The sequence below is a fragment of the Pararhizobium sp. DWP1-1-3 genome (assembly GCF_049896125.1).
In the GTDB taxonomy this organism is placed as follows: domain Bacteria; phylum Pseudomonadota; class Alphaproteobacteria; order Rhizobiales; family Rhizobiaceae; genus Pararhizobium.
The window spans coordinates 369,431-389,888 of sequence record NZ_JAFCTR010000001.1 but is presented as its reverse complement, the minus strand read 5'-3'; the positions used below and the strand labels follow the sequence as shown (position 1 = coordinate 389,888).

Genomic DNA, 20,458 nt, shown 5'->3' with positions numbered 1-20,458 from the left:
CAAAGGAATGGGTATTACCCACCGATTAGGACAAACCAGCCGTCCTCATCGGTGGTTTCGATGCCGAGTTCGCGGGCCTTTTCAAGTTTCGAGCCGGCACCGGGGCCTGCGACCAAAAGATCGGTCTTTTTCGACACGGAGCCTGCGACCTTGGCGCCCAGCCGTTCGGCCATCGCCTTGGCTTCGTCGCGCGTCATCTTTTCCAGCGATCCGGTGAAAACGACGGTCTTGCCGGCGACCGGGCTCGAGCTTGCAACCGGCGCTTCCGCATCCTGCGGCGTCACCTCCTCCAAGAGGCGCGACACCACATCCATGTTGCGCGGTTCCTTGAAGAACTCGACGATCGCCCGGGCAACGACATCGCCGATACCGTCGATCGTATTCAGGTCGCTCCGAGCTTCCGAGGCGATATCACTGGCGACCTTCATCGCATCCGCAAACGCCGCATAGCTGCCATAGGAGCGCGCCAAAAGCTTTGCCGTGGTTTCGCCGACATGGCGGATGCCAAGCGCATAGATCAGCCGGTGCAATGCCACCTGGCGCCGGTCATTGATCGCGTCATAAAGCTTGCGGACACTGACCCTGCCGAACCCGTCGATATTTTCGAGCTTGGTCAGCGCCGAGGCGTTCTGCCGCTTTTCCAGCGTGAAGATGTCGGGCGCGGTCTTGATCGACAGTGCCGGATCGTCGGCCTCGAAGAAGAAATCGATCTGCTTCGAGCCCAGTCCCTCGATGTCGAAAGCATTGCGCGAAACGAAGTGCTTCAGATGCTCGACCGCCTGTGCACGGCAGACAAAACCGCCGGTGCAGCGGGTGACGGAATCGAGCTTGCCGGTCTTTTCGTTTCGCTCGCGCACGGCATGGCTGCCGCAAACCGGACACATCTTCGGAAACTGATAGCGCTCAGCCGTCGCCGAGCGCTTCTCCATCACCACATCCAGCACCTGCGGGATAACATCCCCTGCCCGCTGGACGATGACGGTATCGCCGATACGGATATCGTGATCCTCCTCGCGGATGCGCTCGCCGCCATTGCCGATGCCTTCGATGTAATCGGCATTGTGTAGCGTCGCATTGGTCACGACCACACCGCCGACCGTCACCGGCGTCAGCCGCGCCACCGGTGTCAGGGCACCGGTGCGGCCCACCTGAATGTCGATACTCTCGACCGTGGTGAACGCCTGCTCGGCCGGAAACTTGTGGGCTGTTGCCCAGCGCGGCGAGCGGGAACGAAAGCCCAGCCGCTGCTGCAGGTCGAGCCGGTCAACCTTGTAGACGACACCGTCAATATCGTAGTCGAGATCGGGGCGTTTAAGCCCAATGTCATTATAGTGTTCGAGAATAGCCTCGATGGAAGACAGACGCTGCGTCAGCGGATTGACAGGAAAACCCCAGCGCTTGAACACCGCAACCATTCCCGACTGGGTATCGGCCGGCATCTCGGAAATCTCACCCCAGGCATAGGCAAAGAATTTCAGCTTGCGGCTGGCGGTAATCGTTGGATCAAGCTGGCGCAGCGATCCGGCCGCCGTATTGCGCGGGTTGACATAAGTCTGCCTGCCCTCGGCCACCATCTGTTCGTTCAGCGCCAAAAAGTCGCTCTTGCCCATGTAGACCTCGCCACGAACCTCGACGATATCGGGCGCATCGGCTGGCAGGGTCTGTGGGATCTCCTTGATAGTGCGGATATTGGCCGTGACGTTTTCGCCGGTCGTGCCGTCGCCGCGCGTTGCGGCGCTGACCAGCCTGCCGTTCTCATAGCGTAGCGACATCGACAGGCCGTCGATCTTCGGCTCGGCAGTAAAGGCAATCGAATTGTCCGGCAGCAGGCCGAGAAACCGGTAGACGCTACCGATAAAGGCCCGCACGTCCTCGTCGGAAAACACGTTGTCGAGGGAGAGCATCGGCCGGGCATGGGTGATCTGCTGGAAAATGCCGGACGGCGCTGCACCGACCTTGCGCGACGGGCTATCGGAACGGACCAACTCTGGAAACCGCGCCTCGATCTCCTCGTTTCGCCGCTTCAGCGCATCGTAATCCGCGTCCGAAACCTCCGGCGCATCCTTGCCGTGATAGAGCGCGTCGTGGCGGGCCAGTTCGCCGGCCAGCCGTTCCAGTTCTATAACCGCATCTTCAAGCGTCAAATCTTCAACGGCAATGGATAAGGTCGACATGCTGAAACTCCTGATTTGGGAGTCGTTTTAGAGAATTTTCGCAGAATGGGAAGATGGTGAAAACCACCTCCCCTTGAGGGGGAGGTCGCGCGGAACGCGCGGGTGGGGTGATCGTTAGGTGAGCACAAAGGTTCACCCCATCCCGGCACTGCGTGCCGACCCTCCCCCTCAAGGGGAGGGTAAAAACTACACGTTCCCCGCCAACAGCCGCGCTGCGGCGGCCCTCGCCTCGTCGGTCACCGAGGCACCGGCCAGCATGCGGGCAATCTCTTCGGTGCGGGCCTTGTCGTCCATGCGGGCGACGCGGGTGGAGATCGTTTCGGCCTTTTCCGCCGAAGGTCCCTTGGAAATCAAAAGATGCGTTGCGGCACGCGCTGCCACCTGCGGCGCGTGGGTAACGGACAGAACCTGCACGGTTTTCGACAGCCGCTTCAGCCGCTGGCCGATGGCATCGGCGACCGCGCCGCCGACACCGGTGTCGATTTCGTCGAAAACTAGCGTCGGGGCCGAACCGCGATCGGCGAGCGCCACCTTCAGCGCCAGCAGAAAGCGCGACAGCTCGCCGCCGGACGCCACCTTCATGATCGGCCCAGGCCGGGTACCCGGATTGGTCTGGACATGGAATTCGATCACATCGATGCCTTCGGCCGCAGCCGCATCCTGATCGGTGGTGACTTCCACCATGAAACGGGCGCGTTCGAGCTTCAACGCCGGAAGCTCTGCCATGACAGCGTCAGACAGTGCCGTTGCCGTATTGTGGCGCTTGGCGGAAAGTGCCGCCGCCGCAGCGTCAAAAGCGCCCTTGGTCAGGCCGAGTTGGGTTTGCAGCTGTTTCAGCTTTTCTTCGCCCGCATCGAGATCGGCGAGATCGGAGATCATCCGGACGGCAAGCGCTGGCAGCGTCGTCACCGGTACGGAATATTTGCGGGCGGCGGCGCGCAGCGCAAACAGCCGCTCCTCGACCCGCTCAAGTTCCTTCGGATCATATTCGGTTTTCCGCAGCGCCGCCTCGACAGCCATCTGGGCGTCGGAAAGCTGGTTGAGTGCAGCATCCAGCAGTTCGACGGTCTCTTCGAGAAGCCCCGGCGCTTCGTGGCTCTTGCGCTCCAACCTGCGCACCATCGAGGCGATCAGAGGCACAGGCGAGCCATTGCCGTTGAGGAATTCGCTTGCTTCGTTGATATCGACGGCGATGCGTTCCGCCTTCATCATCCGCGAGCGGCGCTCGGCCAGATCGTCCTCCTCGCCATCCTGCGGCGACAGAGCTTCCAGTTCCTCGACCGATGAACGCAGGTAATCGGCCTCGCGGGCAGCGGCCTCGACCTTGTCACGGTGCTTCTTCAGCGTCCGCTCGGCATCCTTCCAGATGCGGTATAGACCGGCCACTGTCTGCGCCTCTTCGGCAAGGCCGCCGAAGGCATCGAGAAGGGTGCGATGGGCGTGGGTATCGACAAGGGCGCGGTCGTCGTGCTGGCCGTGAATCTCGACCAGCAGCTGGCCTGCCTGGCGCATCAGCTGCACGGAAACCGGCTGGTCGTTGACATAGGCTTTGGTGCGGCCATCGGCCGATTGCACCCGGCGGAAGATCAGCTCGCCATCATCGTCGATGCCGTTTTCGCGGATGAGAAGCCGGGCCGGATGGCTCATGCCGACGTCGAAGACCGCCGTCACCTGCCCCTTGTCGCCGCCATGACGAACCAGCGAACCGTCGCCCCGGCCGCCAAGCGCCAGCGACAGGCTATCGAGAAGAATGGATTTCCCTGCCCCGGTTTCGCCTGTAAGTACGGACAGTCCGGCATCGAAGGACAGATCAAGCCGTTCGATCAGGACGATATCGCGGATCGAAATCTGTGAGAGCATCCCGGTTCAAATCTCTTCGTCTTGGGTCCTGATCTAAAGCGCAGCGCGATTCCTCAGATTCGCTCCCTGCGCTTTAGGTCTTTGACTGCGCATATCGTTACCGTAAAACCGCTGCGCGCTTTTCCGCGACATGCGCTAGGCGCCCAAAAGCTTCTTGCCTGCGCGCGAAATCCACGAATTGCCGTTTTCACGCGGCTCAAGGCCACCGCTCTGCAGCAGCTTGTAGCTGTCGGCATACCACTGGCTGTCAGGATAGTTGCGTCCCAGAACAGCCGCTGCGGTCTGCGCCTCGGCGGTGATGCCCATGGCGAAATAGGTTTCCACCAGGCGCGCCAGCGCTTCCTCGACCTGATTGGTATTCGGATAGGATTCGACCACCGATCGGAAGCGCGTGATCGCTGCCAGATATTCCTTGCGCTCGAGATAGTAGCGGCCGATCTGCATTTCCTTGCCGGCCAGCTGGTCTTTGGCATAGCGCAGCTTGGCTTGCGCGTCTTCGACATATTCGGAATCAGGATATTTGGTAATGACCGCCTGCATCGCCTCGATGGTCTTGAAGGCCGGCTTCTGGTCCTGCGTCACCGCCGGGATCTGCTTGGAATAGGCAAGGCCGACGATATACTGCGCATAGGCTGCGTCTTCGGATTCAGGATAGAGGTTCAGGTAGCGGCTCGCCCCATTGATGGCGTCCTGATACTGGCCGTTGCGGTAATTGACGAAGGAACGCATGACCAGCGCCTTGCGCGCATATTCGGAGAAGGGATGCTGCTGGTCGATCGCATCGAACTTGCGCGCCGCTTCGGTGGTCTTGCCCGCATTCAGGTTGGCAAGACCCTGATTGTAGAGCACTTCCGGCGGATCCGTCTCTGCGGTCAGCTTGGTGATGTCGATGTCGGGATCGTTCTGGCAGGCGGTGATCAACACGCTGGTCGCGGAAGCCGCAAGCGCGATGACAACAACACGTGCCATCTTTTTCAATTCAAACTGGCCTGCAATTACCATTCGTAAATCCCAACTCCCGCGCCGGTAAGAATACCGCCGCCTATGAACCGCGTTTTAGATCAAGATGCAACAAGACCGCAATGTCATGATGATTGATTAACGCAATTTTGTGGCAGTCTTATCATGAAAAAGCCGGTCAAAAGACCGGCTCTTATCAAACATCGGACCAGATTTCCCTTTCAGGAACAAATGGCTGCGCATTACGGCGCGTTGACCGCAACGGCTTCACGTGGCGCCTGGCGCTGACGTTGCGGGGCATTCTCGACGATTTCGTAGGCCGTCGGATCGCTCATCAGCGCCTTCAGCGCATTGGCATTCATCTTGTGGCCACCGCGATAGGAACGGTAGCAGCCGATGAAGGGTGCACCGGCCAAAGCCAGGTCGCCCACGGCGTCCAGCGTCTTGTGGCGAACGAACTCGTCCTTGTAGCGTAGGCCTTCCATATTGATGACCGTGTTGTCATCGGCAATGACGACCGAATTTTCCAGCGACGAACCAAGACCGCGGCCGGCAGCCCACATGCGCTCGACATCGCGCATGAAACCGAAGGTGCGGGCCCGCGACAATTCCGTCTTGAACACCGATGGCGTGATGTCACCCTTCCAGGCCTGACGGCCGATCAGCGGACTATCGAAATCGATCTCCACTTCGAAGCGCATGCCGTCATAAGGCGTGAATTCCGACCAGGAAGCACCTGATTCGATACGGACAGGCTTGAGGATGCGGATGTAGCGGCGCTTGACCGAAAGCGCCTTGATACCGGTCTGCTCGATAGCCTCGATGAACGGAGCCGAGCTGCCATCCATGATCGGCATTTCAGCGCCCTGCACTTCGATCAGAAGATTGTCGAGGCCGAGCGCGTAGATCGCCGCCATCACATGTTCGATCGTGGCGATCGAGGTGGCAGGCGAAAAACCGAGGATGGTGCACAGATCAGTATTGCCGACCTGCGAGGAAACCGCCTTGAATTCGCTGATCGTCTGTTCGCCGACGACACGCTGGAAAACGATGCCGCTGTCTGCTTCCGCCGGATGAAAGGTGATTGCTACCTCGGCGCCAGAATGTACGCCCGTGCCGCTCAGAGTTACAGAGTGTGCAATCGTTGTCTGAAACCCAAGCAGTCCAATTCCCAGTCCCATGCTAATCGCCTTCAAATACTGCGTGGCGTTGCCGCCGAATGTTTCGATGAGACCAGAGCCGGGCGTTTCCACAGCCGCAAGACACTCGTTCGGAAAGCGAGCCGTTGCCGTCGCCATCCGGTCCGATATGCAAGCTTTCGCGGTTAGAATCGCAATGCTGTCCCATCAGTCCTGATCGTGAAGATAATTGCACTGGGCCGTCATTCCAAATCACTGTTTCTTTCGCTTTGTTACGCGGCGCTTAGATAGTGAAAGAATTCACTAATTCATAAAAAATGCCCGGGCGCAAACCCGGGCATTTCGGCAAGGAGGAAGGTGGGCAAGAAAATCAGTTCGACTGGCGGCGCAAGAATGCCGGGATTTCGAGCTGATCGTCTTCATGTGCACGCGGCTGCGAGGCAGCGCGGGCACGGTCATCGAGAGGAGCAGCCCGGCGCGGCGCATAAACGCTGGCTTCGGGCGATAGCGGACGGCGCTGCTGCGAGGCTGCTGCCGGTGCACCGGCCGTCATGTCCGCCGCGACATCATGCGTTTCTTCCTCGCGGCGTGCGAGCGAATTGGTGATTCGCTTGAGCAGGCCCATCGGGCCGCGCTCTTCATGCTGGACCGGCTGTGCACGGTGCTCGGCTTCAGCCTTCACCATGGGCGGGAAGTCTTCGACGCGCGGCATGCGGACCTGTTCGGCCTGCTGGCGGATCGCTGGAGCGACGGGCTCCTGGCGAACCGGAGCCTGGGCAACCGGCTGCTGGTAGACCGGCGTCTCGATGGCCCGCTGGACCGGAGCCGCCTGAAGGACAGGCTGCTGTTCGACCGGTGCGACACCTGCGAAAAGCTTGCTCTGCGGACGGAAATCGTCCTGGGCCTGCTGAACCGGTGCAGCTGCACCACCGCGCGGCATCGACAGGAACAGTTCGCGTTCGAGCTCGGCTGCACGAATGGCTTCGGCGATCGTATCGCTGGTCTGCTGGACCGGCTGGGCGGCCTGCTGCTGAACGGCAGGCTGCTGGGCAACCGGAGCCGGCTGCTGCTGAACCGCAACTGTCTGCTGGACCGGCGCTGCCGGGATGGCGATGGACGGGCGAATGATCGGCTTGGCGGCTACCGGACGAAAGTCAGCGGAACGACCAGCCACCTCCGCGGCAGTCCGATCGATACCCGTTGCCACGACCGAAACGCGGATGAGGCCTTCGAGTTCTTCGTCGAATGTGGCGCCGAGGATGATGTTGGCGTCCGGATCCACTTCCTCGCGGATGCGGGTGGCTGCTTCATCGACTTCGAACAGGGTCAGGTCACGGCCGCCGGTGATCGAGATCAGCAGGCCCTGAGCGCCCTTCATCGAGGTTTCGTCGAGCAGCGGATTGGCGATCGCAGCTTCGGCAGCAGCCATTGCGCGGCCTTCACCGGATGCTTCGCCCGTGCCCATCATGGCGCGGCCCATTTCGCGCATCACGGAACGAACGTCCGCGAAGTCGAGGTTGATCAGGCCTTCCTTGACCATCAGGTCGGTGATGCAGGCAACACCGGAGTAGAGAACCTGGTCGGCCATGGCGAACGCATCGGCGAACGTGGTGCGGTCATTGGCGATCCGGAACAGGTTCTGGTTCGGAATGACGATCAGGGTGTCGACGGACTTCTGCAGTTCCTGGATACCCATGTCGGCGAGACGCATACGGCGCTGGCCTTCGAAGTGGAACGGCTTGGTGACGACGCCGACCGTCAGGATACCCTTGTTGCGGGCAGCCTGGGCAACGACCGGAGCAGCACCGGTACCGGTACCACCACCCATGCCGGCAGTGACGAAGCACATGTGCGTGCCATTCAGATGATCGATGATCTCATCGATGCACTCTTCAGCCGCCGCACGGCCGACTTCCGGCTGCGATCCGGCGCCGAGACCTTCGGTTACGGCAACACCCATCTGGATGATGCGCGAAGCCTTGGTCATGGTCAGCGCCTGGGCATCGGTATTGGCGACCACGAAATCGACGCCTTCAAGGCCTGCGGTGATCATGTTGTTGACAGCATTGCCGCCGCCGCCGCCGACACCGAAGACGGTGATGCGGGGCTTCAGCTCGGTGATATCCGGCTTTTGCAAGTTGATCGTCATTGTACCCGTTCCTTCCTGGTTTCTGGCCGCCTTGCCGAGCCGGCCAAATCACTAAATCCCGTATTGCATCCCGTCAGCCGTCAGGCCGAAGGGCTCAAAAGCTTTCCTTCAGCCATTGACCCATGCGGGCGATACGGCTGTTGTTTCCTGCAAGCGACGAGAGCAGACCGCCCTGCGCCGCATGTGTTTCCATGTCCGCGACCTGCGGATAGATCATCAGGCCGACGGCCGTCGAGAAGGCCGGCCCCTTGGCTGCCGCCGGCAGTCCGGAGACGCCGAGCGGACGGCCGATGCGGACGTTGCGGGCGAGAATGCGGCGCGCCGATTCCGGCAGACCGGTCAGTTGCGCAGCTCCACCCGTCAGAACGACGCGCTTCCCGACGATCGGCGAGAAGCCGGACCGTTGAATGCGGTCGCGGATGAGTTCCAGTGTTTCTTCGATGCGGGCCCGCACGATGCGCGAGACGAGTGCACGCGGCACATGGGTCGGCTGATCGCGGTCGTCCTCGCCGATCGGCGGAACGGACACGATGTCGCGCTCGTCGCCGCTGTTGGGCAGGGCCGAACCGTGAACGACCTTCAGTCGCTCGGCATCTTCGATGCGGGTCGAAAGACCGCGTGCAAGATCTGTCGTGACGTGGTGGCCACCAAGGCTGATCGCGTCGGCGTGAACCAGCTTGCCCTCGGCAAACACCGAGATCGTCGTGGTGCCGCCGCCCATGTCGATGGCGGCACAGCCGAGTTCGACTTCGTCATCGACCAAAGCCGCAAGGCCGCTTGCGTAAGGCGTCGCAACGATACCCTCGACCGAAAGATGGGCGCGGTTGATGCAGAGTTCGAGGTTCTTCAGCGCGGCGCGCTCCGCCGTCAGCACGTGCATGTCGACGCCAAGCGAATCGCCGAACATCGCCAGCGGATCGCGGATGCCGCGCTCGCCGTCGAGCGAAAAACCGGTCGGCAACGAATGCAGAATGACGCGGTCCTGGCGCAGCGACTGCTGGCCGGCAGCCGCCAAAACCTTCTTCAGATCGGCAGCATCGACCTCCTGGCCACCGAGATCGATGGACGCTGTGTAGATATCGCTCTGCAGGCGGCCGGCGGAAATGTTGACGATCAGGCTGTCGATGGTCAGCCCGGCCATCCGCTCGGCGGCATCGACGGCGAGACGGACGACGCTTTCGGCGGCGTCGAGATCGGCAATCACGCCGTTCTTCATGCCGCGCGACTTGTGGTGACCGATGCCGATGATCTCGATCGAGTGGGTCCGGCCCGGCAGGATCTGGCTTTCGGCGCGCGGCGTCAGGCGGCCGATCATGCAGACCACCTTGGTTGAGCCGATATCGAGCACGGATACGACATGCGACCGCTTGGAAGAAAGCGGCTTCAGACGCGGCAGCCCAAAATTCGAGGAGCCGAAGATGCTCATGTACGGCCTTCCTTTTCCTGCTTCTTCAACATCTTCGTGCGGGCTTCCAGAACGGTCTGGCGGCGGGCAGCGGCTTCGGGGGTCAACTGAACCGTGGTGCGATCCTCCAACCGGAGATCGACCGCTGCGATGTCACGTTCGAGCAATTGCTGCCCCTCTTCCATCGTCGACAACACCTGCATGGCGCGGTCGAGATCGTGCTCGGGCAGCTTGATGTTGATGCCATTGTCCAGGATCAGATCCCAGCGGCGGCCGGCAACGCGGACATAGGCTTTGACGCGCTTGCTGATTTCCGGCCATTGTTCAAATCGGGCGTAGAATGCGGCAGCCGTGGTCTCGGCATCGCGGCCGACGAACAGCGGCAGCTCGGAGAATTTATTGTCACGCAGCGGCGCGATCACACTGCCGCTTGCCTCGATCAGCGACAGATCGGAACCGTGCTGCCAGATGCCGAACGCCTTGCGCTCCTTGAGATTGACTTCGATCGTGCCCGGATAGACCTTGCGTACCGCAACATCCTCGACCCAGGGCATTTCGCTGATCAGCTTGCGCGCCGCGCCGATGTCGAGGGCAACCAGCGAGGTTGCACCATCGAGACCCAGCTGCTGCAGGATGTCGATTTCCGAGGTCTGGTCATTGCCGGATACCTTGACGTCCTCGATCGCGAAACCGACGGCCGTGGTGGTCGTCTGGGCGAAATCCTGGCTGTGACCACCGAGCGACATGCCGTAGAAACCGGTCGCAGCGAAGAATGCGACGGCGGATACAGTGCCGGTATACGGCACGAAGTGGATGCGGCCCGTTCCGAGACTGACGAGAAAACGCACGGCGCGGCGAAGCGGCCGCGGCAGAACGCGCTGACCATCAAGATCAGCCGCTTCCAGCGGAGCCCGCGCCCTACCTGCTTTCCTGCCTCTCAACGCAAACACGACGCGTCCTCCACGATCCACTTGAGGAATTCACCAAACGTATGGCCAGCATGAACAGCCATTTCAGGCACCAGAGAGGTGGGAGTCATGCCAGGCTGGGTGTTGACCTCCAGCCAGATAAGCTCTCCTTCTGCAGAGAAACGGTCGTCGAAGCGGAAGTCGGAGCGACTTACGCCGCGGCATCCAATCGCCTGATGCGCCATGACTGAGAGTGTTTGTATTTTTTGGTAAATATTTGGTAAAACATCCGCCGGAATGACGTGTTTTGAACCGCCTTTCACATACTTTGAATCGTAATCGTAAAAGGCGTGTCCCTGCGGTATCACTTCCGTGACCCCCAACGCCGTGTCGCCCATGACGCCGCAGGTGAACTCGCGGCCATACACATAGCGCTCGACCATCACCCGGTCGCCATAGCGCCACTCGCTTGAGGTGACGATCTGCGGCGGATGCGATTGATCCTCCTTGACCATCACCACGCCGAAGCTGGAGCCTTCGCGAACAGGCTTGACGACATAGGGCGGCTTCATCGGATGATCGGAGCCAAAATCATGGCGATCCATCACGCGCGCTTCCGCGACAGGGATGCCGGCAGCACTGGCGACGAGCTTCGCCTGCGCCTTGTCCATGGCCAGCGCCGAAGCAAGGACGCCGGAATGCGTATAGGGGATCTGAAGATATTCGAGGATGCCCTGGATCGTGCCGTCTTCGCCGAAAGGACCGTGCAGCGCATTGAAGGCCACATCGGGATGCAGATCAGCAAGAACGGATGCAACGTTACGGTCAACATCGATTCGGGTAACGCGGTAGCCCTCGGCCTCCAGCGCATCGGCGCACGCAGCCCCGGAAGACAGGCTGACAGGCCGCTCCGAAGAAAATCCGCCCATCAGGACAGCTACATGCTTACCACTCATAAAAACCCCCGACATTACGCCAGCCTTACAAATCGCCGCTTGCGCCTAGCTTGTTGACGCAGACGAGTCGCGTCCGTCAGGCACAGCTCCACTAGAGCGGCATTATAGTTAATGAACCGTTTACTTTGGTTAACCCTATCCAAGACATGGGTAAAATATTTCGCACCGACTCATATCCGCACTTCGATTCATCGCTTAGAATCAGAGTGTTAATGGTTCTGCAAGAGAAAAGGCCGACGACAGGCGTGATAAAATGGAAAGGCCCCGTAGCGGTTTGCGCGGGGCCTTTCGTCAGCAAAGCATGGCAGATGGCGGCGCCTCAGTCGTCTTCGCCGACAATTTTCCAGACAATGGCGCCGATGGCCGCACCGACGATTGGAGCAAGCCAGAACAGCCACAACTGCTGCAACGCCCAACCGCCAACAAACAAAGCCTGACCTGTCGAGCGGGCCGGATTGACCGAGGTGTTGGTGACCGGGATCGAGATCAGGTGGATCAGGGTCAGTGTCAGACCGATGGCAATCGGCGCAAAGCCGACCGGCACGCGGCCATGGGTGGCGCCCAGAATGATGAATATGAAGAAGCCGGTCAAAAGCACCTCGATGACTAGGGCCGAGGTCAGCGAATAACCGCCCGGCGAATGTTCGCCGTAACCATTGGCGGCAAAACCACCGAGCTGGAAATCAGCCTTGCCGCTGGCAACCAGGTAAAGAGCCGCAGCCGCAACGATGCCGCCCGCCACCTGGGCAATGATGTAACCGGGAAGCGAAGAGGCCGGAAACTTGCCGGCAACCGTCAGGCCAACCGACACCGCAGGATTAAAATGGCCGCCCGAAATGCCGCCGACCGCATAGGCCATGGTCAAAACGGTCAAGCCAAAGGCAAACGAGACACCGAGCAAGCCGATACCGACTTCCGGAAAGGCCGCCGCCAGCACAGCACTGCCGCAGCCGCCGAACACAAGCCAGAACGTCCCTAAAAATTCAGCAGAAAGCTTCTTGAACATGGTTTCCCCTTCAAACGGAGCAAATGCTCCAAAAGTGCCTGATACGCACCGTCCGCACCTCCATCAGCCCCCTGATGGAAACCCATGCGCATCCAAGCCTGTTTGCCGCACCCGGTTGCCGGGTACACAACCCAAGATTTGCCACAATTCGATTCTGGTCAAGGATTGCGCGCAAAGAGAACCGCCCCGGACGCATTTTTGATCGCCGTGATGAAAATCTTTGCAATCCAACGGCGGTATCAGCGACACTTTTGCGACAGGAAGTCCGGAAAATCTTGCCGATAGTTGCGCTCGAAGGGTTTTATTGCCGGTCCGCCTGCGTTAAAGCCGGGCAGCTGCCTCCCAAGACAGCAACAACATTTCCAATACGGACACATGACAATGAGCGACACACTCTCCACGTCGCCGACGGCAGCGCCGTTGAACAAGGGCCCGCTCAATTCGCCGGCCCGCGTTCTTCTGGCAAGCCTGGTCGGCACGACCATCGAATTCTTTGACTTCTACGTTTACGCCACCGCCGCCGTGCTGGTGTTCCCGGCGCTGTTCTTCCCGAACACCGATCCGACAACCGCACTTCTGGCTTCCTTCGCGACCTTTTCGATCGCCTTTTTCGCACGCCCGCTCGGCGCCGTCGTGTTCGGTCATTTCGGCGACCGTGTCGGCCGCAAGACCACGCTGGTGGCAGCTCTTCTGACCATGGGTGTCTCGACGGTCATCATCGGCCTTCTGCCCACCTACGAGCAGATCGGCGTGATCGCACCGCTCCTGCTGGCGCTGTGCCGCTTCGGTCAGGGCTTTGGCCTTGGTGGGGAATGGGGCGGTGCCGTCCTGCTCGCCACGGAAAACGCTCCGGAAGGCAAGCGCAGCTGGTACGGCATGTTCCCGCAGCTCGGCGCCCCTGTCGGCCTGTTCCTGTCGTCTGGCGCCTTCTGGCTGCTGCTGCACCTGATGACCCAGGAGCAGTTGCTCAGCTGGGGCTGGCGCATCCCGTTCATTGCCTCGATCATCCTGATCGCCGTCGGTCTGTGGGTACGCTTGTCGATCACCGAGACGCCCGCGTTCCAGAAGGCTATCGACGAGCATAAGCGCGTCGATGTGCCGGTGGTGGAACTGTTCCGCAACCACAAGCGCAGCCTCTTCCTCGGCACCTTCGTGGCGCTCGCGACCTTCGTGCTGTTCTATATCGGCTCGGCCTATCTGCTCTCCTACAACGTCAAGGTCCTGAAGATCCCGTTCCTCGATGCACTGGAAATCCAGATCGTCGGCTCAGTCATGTTCGGCATCTTCATCCCGATCGCCGGCAAGCTGGCCGAACGCTTCGGCCGCCGCGAGGTGCTGATCGCAACGACCGTGCTGATCGGCATATTCTCGTTCTTCCTGAACGGCCTGATGACTTCGGGCGAAGGCGCGATCTTCGTCTTTGCAATCATTGCCATGGCCCTGATGGGTCTGACCTACGGTCTGATCGGTACGGCGCTGGCAGCCCCCTTCCCGACCAATGTGCGCTACACCGGCTCGTCGATCACCTTTAACCTTGCCGGCATTTTCGGAGCCTCGCTTGCTCCCTACGCCGCGACCTGGTTGCAGGTGAACTACGGCATGGCCTATGTCGGCTACTATCTCGGCGCGGCAGCCGTGATCACGCTGATCTGCATCCTGCTTTCGGGCAAGGATGAAGTCTGAGATTCAGAGCGACGTCAAACACAAAAAAGCCGCTGCAGATCACTCTGCGGCGGCTTTTTCATATCGGGGCATTGGGCAGCTCAGGCTGTCAGTTCACCCAAAAATTCCTTGACCTCGTATCCCGGCATGAAGGTGCCCATGCGCTTGATTTCCCATTCGAGCGAAATGCCCGAGGTTTCAAACACGCGCTGGCGCACGGTCTCGCCGAGATATTCGAGTTCATAGCCGCTCGCCTGGCCGGTGTTGATCATGAAATTGCAGTGCATCGGCGACATCTGCGCGCCACCGATCAACATGCCACGGCAGCCGGCCTCGTCGATCAGTTTCCAGGCGGAATGACCTTGCGGGTTCTTGAACGTCGAACCGCCGGTCTTTTCGCGGATCGGCTGCACGGTTTCGCGATGCTGGCGCACCGCATCCATGTCGGCGCGAATCTTGGCCTTGTCTTCGAGATAGCCTTCGAAAACCGCATGGGTGAAGATCAGGTCCTTGGGCGCCGACGAATGACGGTAGCTGTAGCCCATGTCGGCATTGGAAAGCACATGTGTATTACCCTTGCGGTCGACCGCATGAACCTCGACGACCCGCTCGCGCGTCTCGCCGCCATTGGCACCGGCGTTCATCCGCAGCGCACCGCCGATCGTGCCGGGAATGCCGTAGTAGAAGGCGAAACCGCCAATGCCGTGATCAAGTGTCATCGCTGCAAGGTTCTTGTCCGGGCAGATCGCTCCGGCTTTGACCCGCGTCTCGGAGACGAGCTCGACATCGCCAAAACCCTTGGCGGACAGCCGGATGACGACACCCGGAATACCGCCATCGCGGACCAGAAGGTTGGAGCCGACGCCTGCGACCATGACCGGCACTTCTGCGGGCAGAATCTTCAGGAAGGCGATGAGGTCGTCGGCATCATGCGGCTGGAACATCAGCTCGGCAAGACCGCCAGCGCGAAACCAGGTGACCCGGTCCATCGGCGCGTCCGGCGTCAGACGTCCGCGCAATTCCTTGACGCTGTCCCCCAGAGAGGCGAGCAACTTTTCTCCGTGTACCTGTTTCATGCGGAATTTCCTGAAATGCCTGCGAGTTCCTTCGGAAGTGCGGCCGCCCAATAGGTGATGCTGCCAGCCCCCAAGAGAACCACAAAGTCACCGGGTTGTGCAATGGCCGATATAATCGGCGCGATTGCTTCCGGACCTTCGATGAACCGCGCGTCGCGATGGCCGCCGGCCTTGATACGGGAGACGAGTTCCTGGGAATTAATACCCTCCATCGGCTCTTCGCCAGCCGAATAGACCGGCGCCAAGAGAATCGTGTCGGCATCGTTGAAGCAAGCGGAAAAATCCTCGAACAGGCTGTTCAGGCGCGAGAAGCGATGCGGCTGGTGCACGGCGATGACGCGGCCCTGACAGGCTTCGCGCGCAGCGCGCAATACGGCCTTGATCTCGACGGGATGGTGACCGTAATCATCATAGACGCGGACATTGTTCCATTCGCCGGTGAAGGTGAAGCGGCGCTTGACGCCGGCAAACGACGCGAGCCCCTTTGCAATATCCTCCGGCGAAATGCCGAGACGCTGCGCAACAGCAATCGCTGCGGTAGCGTTCGAAACGTTGTGGCGCCCCGGCATCGGCAACCGCAAATCCTGCATCTGGATTACCTTGCCGGTGCGGCGCCGGCGGATCTCGACATCGAACACCGATGTGGCGCCGTCCATGCGAATGTTGGAAAAGCGCACGTCGGCCTGCGGGTTTTCGCCGTAGGTGATGACCTTGCGGTCTTCGATCTTCGACACCATCGTCTGGACTTCGGGATGATCGAGACACATGACGCCAAAACCATAGAACGGCACATTCTCCACGAACTGGCGGAAGGCTTCGCGCACGGCATCGAAATTGCCGTAGTGATCGAGATGTTCCGGATCGATGTTGGTGACGACAGCCACGTCGGCGGGAAGTTTCAGGAACGTGCCGTCGGATTCGTCGGCCTCGACCACCATCCACTCGCCCTCGCCCATGCGGGCATTGGTGCCGTAAGCATTGATGATACCACCGTTGATGACGGTCGGATCGAGACCGCCGGCCTCAAGCAGCGTCGCGACCATCGACGTCGTCGTGGTCTTGCCATGCGTGCCGCCGATGGCGATGGCATTGCGGAAGCGCATGAGTTCGGCGAGCATTTCGGCACGGCGCACCACCGGCAGTAGCTTTTCGCGCGCCGCGATCAGCTCCGGGTTGCTCTTCTTGATGGCGGTCGAAACGACGACGACTTCGGCCTCGCCGATATTCTCGGCCTTGTGGCCGACAAAGACCTCGATGCCCTTGTCACGCAGGCGCTGGACATTGGCGCTGTCCGACTGGTCGGAACCCTGGACCCTGTGGCCGAGATTGTGCAGCACCTCGGCGATACCGCTCATGCCGATACCGCCGATACCGATGAAATGGACCAGGCCGATTGTCTGCGGCATCTTCATGAGCGTGTTTCCTTGAACTGTGCAATCGTCGAACCGCTGGCAATAGCTTCAACCATGGCGGCAAGCAAGCGCGCGGCATCGGGTTTGCCAGCCTGTTTGGCGTTTGCCGCCATCGTGGCGAGCTTGTCCGGGTTGGTCATCGCCCCGGTCAGGATCTTGCTGAGTTTATCCGGTGAGAGGTCGGCCTGAACGATGACCTTGGCGCCGCCGGTGGCCGCCAGCGCCGCGGCATTGGCTGCCTGATCGTGGTCCAGGGCATAGGGGTAAGGCACCAGGATCGCCGGACGGCCAATCACCGCGATTTCCGAAACCGTCGAGGCGCCCGAACGGCAGATCACAAGATGCGCCTTGGCGATCCGGTCAGCCATGTCGGTGAAAAAGGGCGCAATATCCGCATTCATCTCAAGCTTGGCGACACAGCCCTGGACCATAGGCATGTCCTCGGCGCGCGCCTGTTGCGTGACCTTCAGCCGCTGCCTCAAATTGTCGTCGAGCAGACTGATCGCGGTCGGGACTGTTTTGGAAAAATATTGTGCACCCTGGCTGCCGCCGAACACGACAAGGCGAAACTCTTCGCCTTCGCCGGATGGTTGGTAGGGAACCTTCGCCGCTTCCAGAACCGCAGGACGCACCGGGTTGCCGGTCGTCACCGTCTTTGCCGCATAGGGACCGTCGGTTTCCGGCAGAAACCCGCCGGCAATCGCTCGCACGCGGTTGGCAAGCGCCTTGTTGGCGCGGCCCATGACGGCATTCTGTTCGTGGATCATCGACGGAATGCCCATGCCGGTTGCAGCCAGCAAGGGAGGAATTGTCGGATAACCGCCAAAGCCGACGACGACCTTCGGCCGCACCTTCGCCATCAGCCGGCGGGCGATGCGCATACCCGACCAGAGCGTCCATAGCGATGACGCCACTTTCAGCGGGTTCTTCGAGCCGATCGTCGCCGACGGTACGACGTGGATTTCATCGGCCGGAAACTTGCCGGCGAAGCGTTCTGCCCGGCTGTCCGTCACCAGATGAATGGAATAACCGAGCGCCTTCAATTCGTGCGCCAGCGCTTCCGCCGGAAACAGATGGCCGCCGGTACCACCGGCGGCGAGCATGATAATGCCTTTGGTCATGTTCAGTCCTTATTCCACCGGCCTATTCGGCCGGAACGCCCATGCCGGAGCGAAACAGGCTACGCTCGACAGCGCGCTTTTCCGGACGATGGCGGGTCAACGCCAGGATGAATCCTGCCGTCACGCAGATCGCCACCATGGACGAACCGCCGTAGGAGATCAACGGCAAGGTCATGCCCTTGGCTGGCAGCAACTGCAGATTGACGCCGATATTGATCATCGACTGGATGCCGATCTGCAGCACCAGGCCGGCAACGGCAAAACGGGTGAAATCATTACGCTCGCGAAACGCGTGGCTGAGGCCCCGCATGACAAGGAAGGCGAAGATCAGCACGATGACCATACAGAAGACGATACCGAATTCCTCGGCCGCGACCGAGAAGATGAAGTCGGTATGGCTGTCGGGAATGATCCGCTTGACGATGCCCTCGCCCGGCCCCTGGCCGAACCAGTCGCCACGAATGATCGCCTGCAGCGCCGTATCCACCTGGAACGTATCGCCCTCGCCGGTCATGAACCGGTCGATACGGCCTGCCACGTGCGGCAAGAGGGTATAGGCAACCACAAGACCGCCAACTGCCGAACCGCCGAGCACAACGATCCAGAGCCACGGCATGCCGGCCATGAAGAACATACCGCCCCAGACGGCGGTGGTCAGGATCGTCTGGCCCAGGTCCGGCTGGGCTACCAGAAGTGCCGCGACAATGCCGAACAACAGGATGGCAAAAAGGTTGCCGGGAATTTCCGGCTGGCGGGCATGTTCGGAAAACAGCCAGGCACAGACGACGACGAAGGCCGGCTTCATGAATTCGGACGGCTGCACCGACAACCCGGCGAGCGAGATCCAGCGGCGCGAGCCCTTGACCTCGGCCCCGAAAAACAGTGCCAGAACCATCATGGCGAGCGACGCCAGAAGCAGGATCATCGCGGTGCGGCGCACCTGGCGCGGCGACATGAAGGAGATGCCGATCATCACCGCCAGCGACGGCAGAAGGAAGGCCGCGTGCCGCTTGACGAAATGGAAGCTGTCGAGGTTGAGCCGCTCGGCCACCGCCGGGCTTGCCGCGAAGGACAACATGAAACCGATGCCCATCAACAGAATGAAGGTCGCCAGGAAGAACCTGTCGATCGTCCAGAACCAGTCGGCCACAGGGCCACGTTCGGCACGGCTTACCATTTCTTCGTCCCCTTCAACGGCGCGTCCGGCGCCAGTATCTCAAAGTCAGGGTCGTCACCCTCATATCAGCATCGTCACGCCATCGATCGCGGCGACATGGCTCACGAACGCATCGCCACGCACTTCAAAGTTCTTATACTGGTCGAAGCTTGCGCAAGCCGGGGACAGCATGACTGCGGATTGTGCCGCCTCGTCCTGCTCCGCATCGGCTGCGGCATGGGCCACCGCCCGCTCCAGCGTGCCGGAAATTTCAAAAGGAACCGTTTCCCCAAGCGTCGCCGCGAAGGCCGGTGCGGCCTCGCCGATCAGATAGGCCTTGGCAATCTTCGCAAAGAATGGCGACAGCGAAGCGATCCCGCCCTCCTTGGGCAGGCCGCCGGCAATCCAGTAGATCCGCTCATAGCTCGACAAAGCGGGCGCCGCCGCCTCGGCATTGGTAGCCTTGCTGTCATTGACGAAGATGACATTGCCCTTGCGGCCGACCGGCTGCATGCGGTGTTTCAATCCCGGAAAAGACGATAGTCCGGCAAGGATTTCGCGTTCGGACACGCCAACCGACATGCAGGCCGCTATCGCCGCCGCAGCATTCTGCGCATTGTGATTACCGCGCAGCGTTGCGATACCGTCGAGATCGGCAACAATGGTCGCCAGGCCACCTTCGGCGCGCATGACCCGCGTTCCGTCGGCAAAAAGCCCTTCGCCAAGCGCCCGGTGGCGGGCGATGCGAATGACGCGGTGTCCGGCAAGCGTCGCCCGGTCGGCAATTGCTTCGGTATAGACGTCATCGACGCCGACGATCGCCGTGTCGCTACCGGCAATCAATCGTTCCTTGATGGCAGCGTATTGATCCATGCTGCCGTGCCGGTCGAGATGATCGGGCGTCAGGTTCAGCAATATGCCGGCGGACGGATTAATCGTCGGCGCCAGATCGATCTGGTAGGACGAGCATTCGACGACATAGAACCGGTTCTGCGCCGGTGGATCGAGCGTCATCACCGCCGTGCCGATATTGCCGCCGAGCTGCGTATCGCGGCCGCTGGATTTGAGTATATGGGCGATCAGCGCCGTGGTGGTCGATTTGCCGTTGGTGCCGGTGATGGCGATGAACGGGCAATCCGGCGCGTGGATCCTCCGCTCGCGCACGAACAGTTCGACATCGCCGATGATCTCGACGCCGGCTGAGTGGGCGAGATCAACGGTCCAATGCGGCTTTGGATGGGTCAGGGGAACACCGGGCGATAGAACGAAGGCGGAAAAATCCGCCCAGTTCGCCTGATGCAGATCACCGGTACCGATCCCTGCAGCGGATGCCTTGGCGACGCTGTCGGGATTGTCGTCCCACGCCGTGACGATGGCGCCACCGGCCACCAGCGCCTGCGCGGTCGCAAGGCCCGAACCGCCGAGCCCGAACAGGGCGACCTTCTTGCCGCTGAATGTGGTGACCGGGATCATC

Annotated in this window: 15 protein-coding genes; 1 reads left to right on the top strand and 14 read right to left on the bottom strand. The window is 60.8% G+C overall.

The genetic code is table 11. The features are described 5' to 3' along the window. Positions 1-14: 14 nt before the first annotated feature. The 9 genes from ligA to aqpZ form a co-directional block, all read right to left on the bottom strand. The gene (gene ligA, locus ACP7BS_RS01785) at positions 15-2,174 is read right to left on the bottom strand and encodes an NAD-dependent DNA ligase LigA (RefSeq protein ID WP_426235628.1); all 2,160 of its coding nucleotides are present in this window, start codon (positions 2,172-2,174) and stop codon (positions 15-17) included. Positions 2,175-2,360: 186 nt separating this feature from the next. Then, entirely contained in the window at positions 2,361-4,034 is a 1,674-nt protein-coding gene (gene recN, locus ACP7BS_RS01780; RefSeq protein ID WP_426235626.1) for a DNA repair protein RecN, read from the bottom strand. Positions 4,035-4,169: 135 nt separating this feature from the next. Further along, complete coding sequence (locus ACP7BS_RS01775) at positions 4,170-5,003, bottom strand: outer membrane protein assembly factor BamD (protein WP_426227675.1); 834 nt, start codon at positions 5,001-5,003, stop codon at positions 4,170-4,172. Positions 5,004-5,236: 233 nt separating this feature from the next. After that, complete coding sequence (gene lpxC, locus ACP7BS_RS01770) at positions 5,237-6,169, bottom strand: UDP-3-O-acyl-N-acetylglucosamine deacetylase (RefSeq protein ID WP_426236456.1); 933 nt, start codon at positions 6,167-6,169, stop codon at positions 5,237-5,239. Between the two features lie 334 nt (positions 6,170-6,503). Continuing rightward, positions 6,504-8,282 carry a cell division protein FtsZ gene (gene ftsZ / locus ACP7BS_RS01765; protein WP_426235624.1) on the bottom strand — a complete coding sequence of 593 codons (1,779 nt, stop codon included), beginning with the start codon at positions 8,280-8,282 and terminating at the stop codon, positions 6,504-6,506. Between the two features lie 94 nt (positions 8,283-8,376). Beyond that, positions 8,377-9,708 carry a cell division protein FtsA gene (gene ftsA, locus ACP7BS_RS01760; RefSeq protein ID WP_426227671.1) on the bottom strand — a complete coding sequence of 444 codons (1,332 nt, stop codon included), beginning with the start codon at positions 9,706-9,708 and terminating at the stop codon, positions 8,377-8,379. Then, the gene (locus ACP7BS_RS01755) at positions 9,705-10,637 is read right to left on the bottom strand and encodes a cell division protein FtsQ/DivIB (RefSeq protein ID WP_426227669.1); all 933 of its coding nucleotides are present in this window, start codon (positions 10,635-10,637) and stop codon (positions 9,705-9,707) included. The genes ftsA and ACP7BS_RS01755 overlap by 4 nt, the downstream gene beginning before the upstream one ends. Then, positions 10,625-11,551, bottom strand: coding sequence for a D-alanine--D-alanine ligase (locus tag ACP7BS_RS01750; protein ID WP_426235622.1), 927 nt, complete (start codon positions 11,549-11,551; stop codon positions 10,625-10,627). The genes ACP7BS_RS01755 and ACP7BS_RS01750 overlap by 13 nt, the downstream gene beginning before the upstream one ends. A 319-nt stretch (positions 11,552-11,870) precedes the next feature. After that, positions 11,871-12,557, bottom strand: coding sequence for an aquaporin Z (gene aqpZ, locus ACP7BS_RS01745; protein WP_426227666.1), 687 nt, complete (start codon positions 12,555-12,557; stop codon positions 11,871-11,873). Positions 12,558-12,938: 381 nt separating this feature from the next. Between aqpZ and ACP7BS_RS01740 the strand changes: the two genes are divergently transcribed. Further along, positions 12,939-14,240 (top strand): MFS transporter, encoded by a 1,302-nt coding sequence (locus ACP7BS_RS01740; RefSeq protein WP_426235620.1) that lies wholly within the window; start codon positions 12,939-12,941, stop codon positions 14,238-14,240. An 80-nt stretch (positions 14,241-14,320) separates the two neighbouring features. On the opposite strand, the gene murB is transcribed toward ACP7BS_RS01740, so the two are convergent. The 5 genes from murB to murD are packed head-to-tail and all read right to left on the bottom strand — an operon-like array spanning position 14,321 to position 20,457. After that, positions 14,321-15,295, bottom strand: coding sequence for a UDP-N-acetylmuramate dehydrogenase (gene murB, locus ACP7BS_RS01735; protein ID WP_426235619.1), 975 nt, complete (start codon positions 15,293-15,295; stop codon positions 14,321-14,323). Then, a complete protein-coding gene (gene murC, locus ACP7BS_RS01730) occupies positions 15,292-16,707 on the bottom strand; it encodes a UDP-N-acetylmuramate--L-alanine ligase (protein WP_426235617.1) in 1,416 nt (471 codons plus the stop codon). Before murC ends, murB begins: the two co-directional genes overlap by 4 nt. Further along, on the bottom strand, positions 16,704-17,828 hold the full coding sequence (gene murG / locus ACP7BS_RS01725) for an undecaprenyldiphospho-muramoylpentapeptide beta-N-acetylglucosaminyltransferase (RefSeq protein WP_426235615.1): 1,125 nt from the start codon (positions 17,826-17,828) through the stop codon (positions 16,704-16,706). Before murG ends, murC begins: the two co-directional genes overlap by 4 nt. A gap of 22 nt (positions 17,829-17,850) precedes the next feature. Beyond that, on the bottom strand, positions 17,851-19,005 hold the full coding sequence (gene ftsW / locus ACP7BS_RS01720; RefSeq protein ID WP_113243327.1) for a putative lipid II flippase FtsW: 1,155 nt from the start codon (positions 19,003-19,005) through the stop codon (positions 17,851-17,853). A gap of 60 nt (positions 19,006-19,065) precedes the next feature. Further along, the gene (murD, locus tag ACP7BS_RS01715) at positions 19,066-20,457 is read right to left on the bottom strand and encodes a UDP-N-acetylmuramoyl-L-alanine--D-glutamate ligase (protein ID WP_426235613.1); all 1,392 of its coding nucleotides are present in this window, start codon (positions 20,455-20,457) and stop codon (positions 19,066-19,068) included. Between the last annotated feature and the right edge of the window lies 1 nt (position 20,458).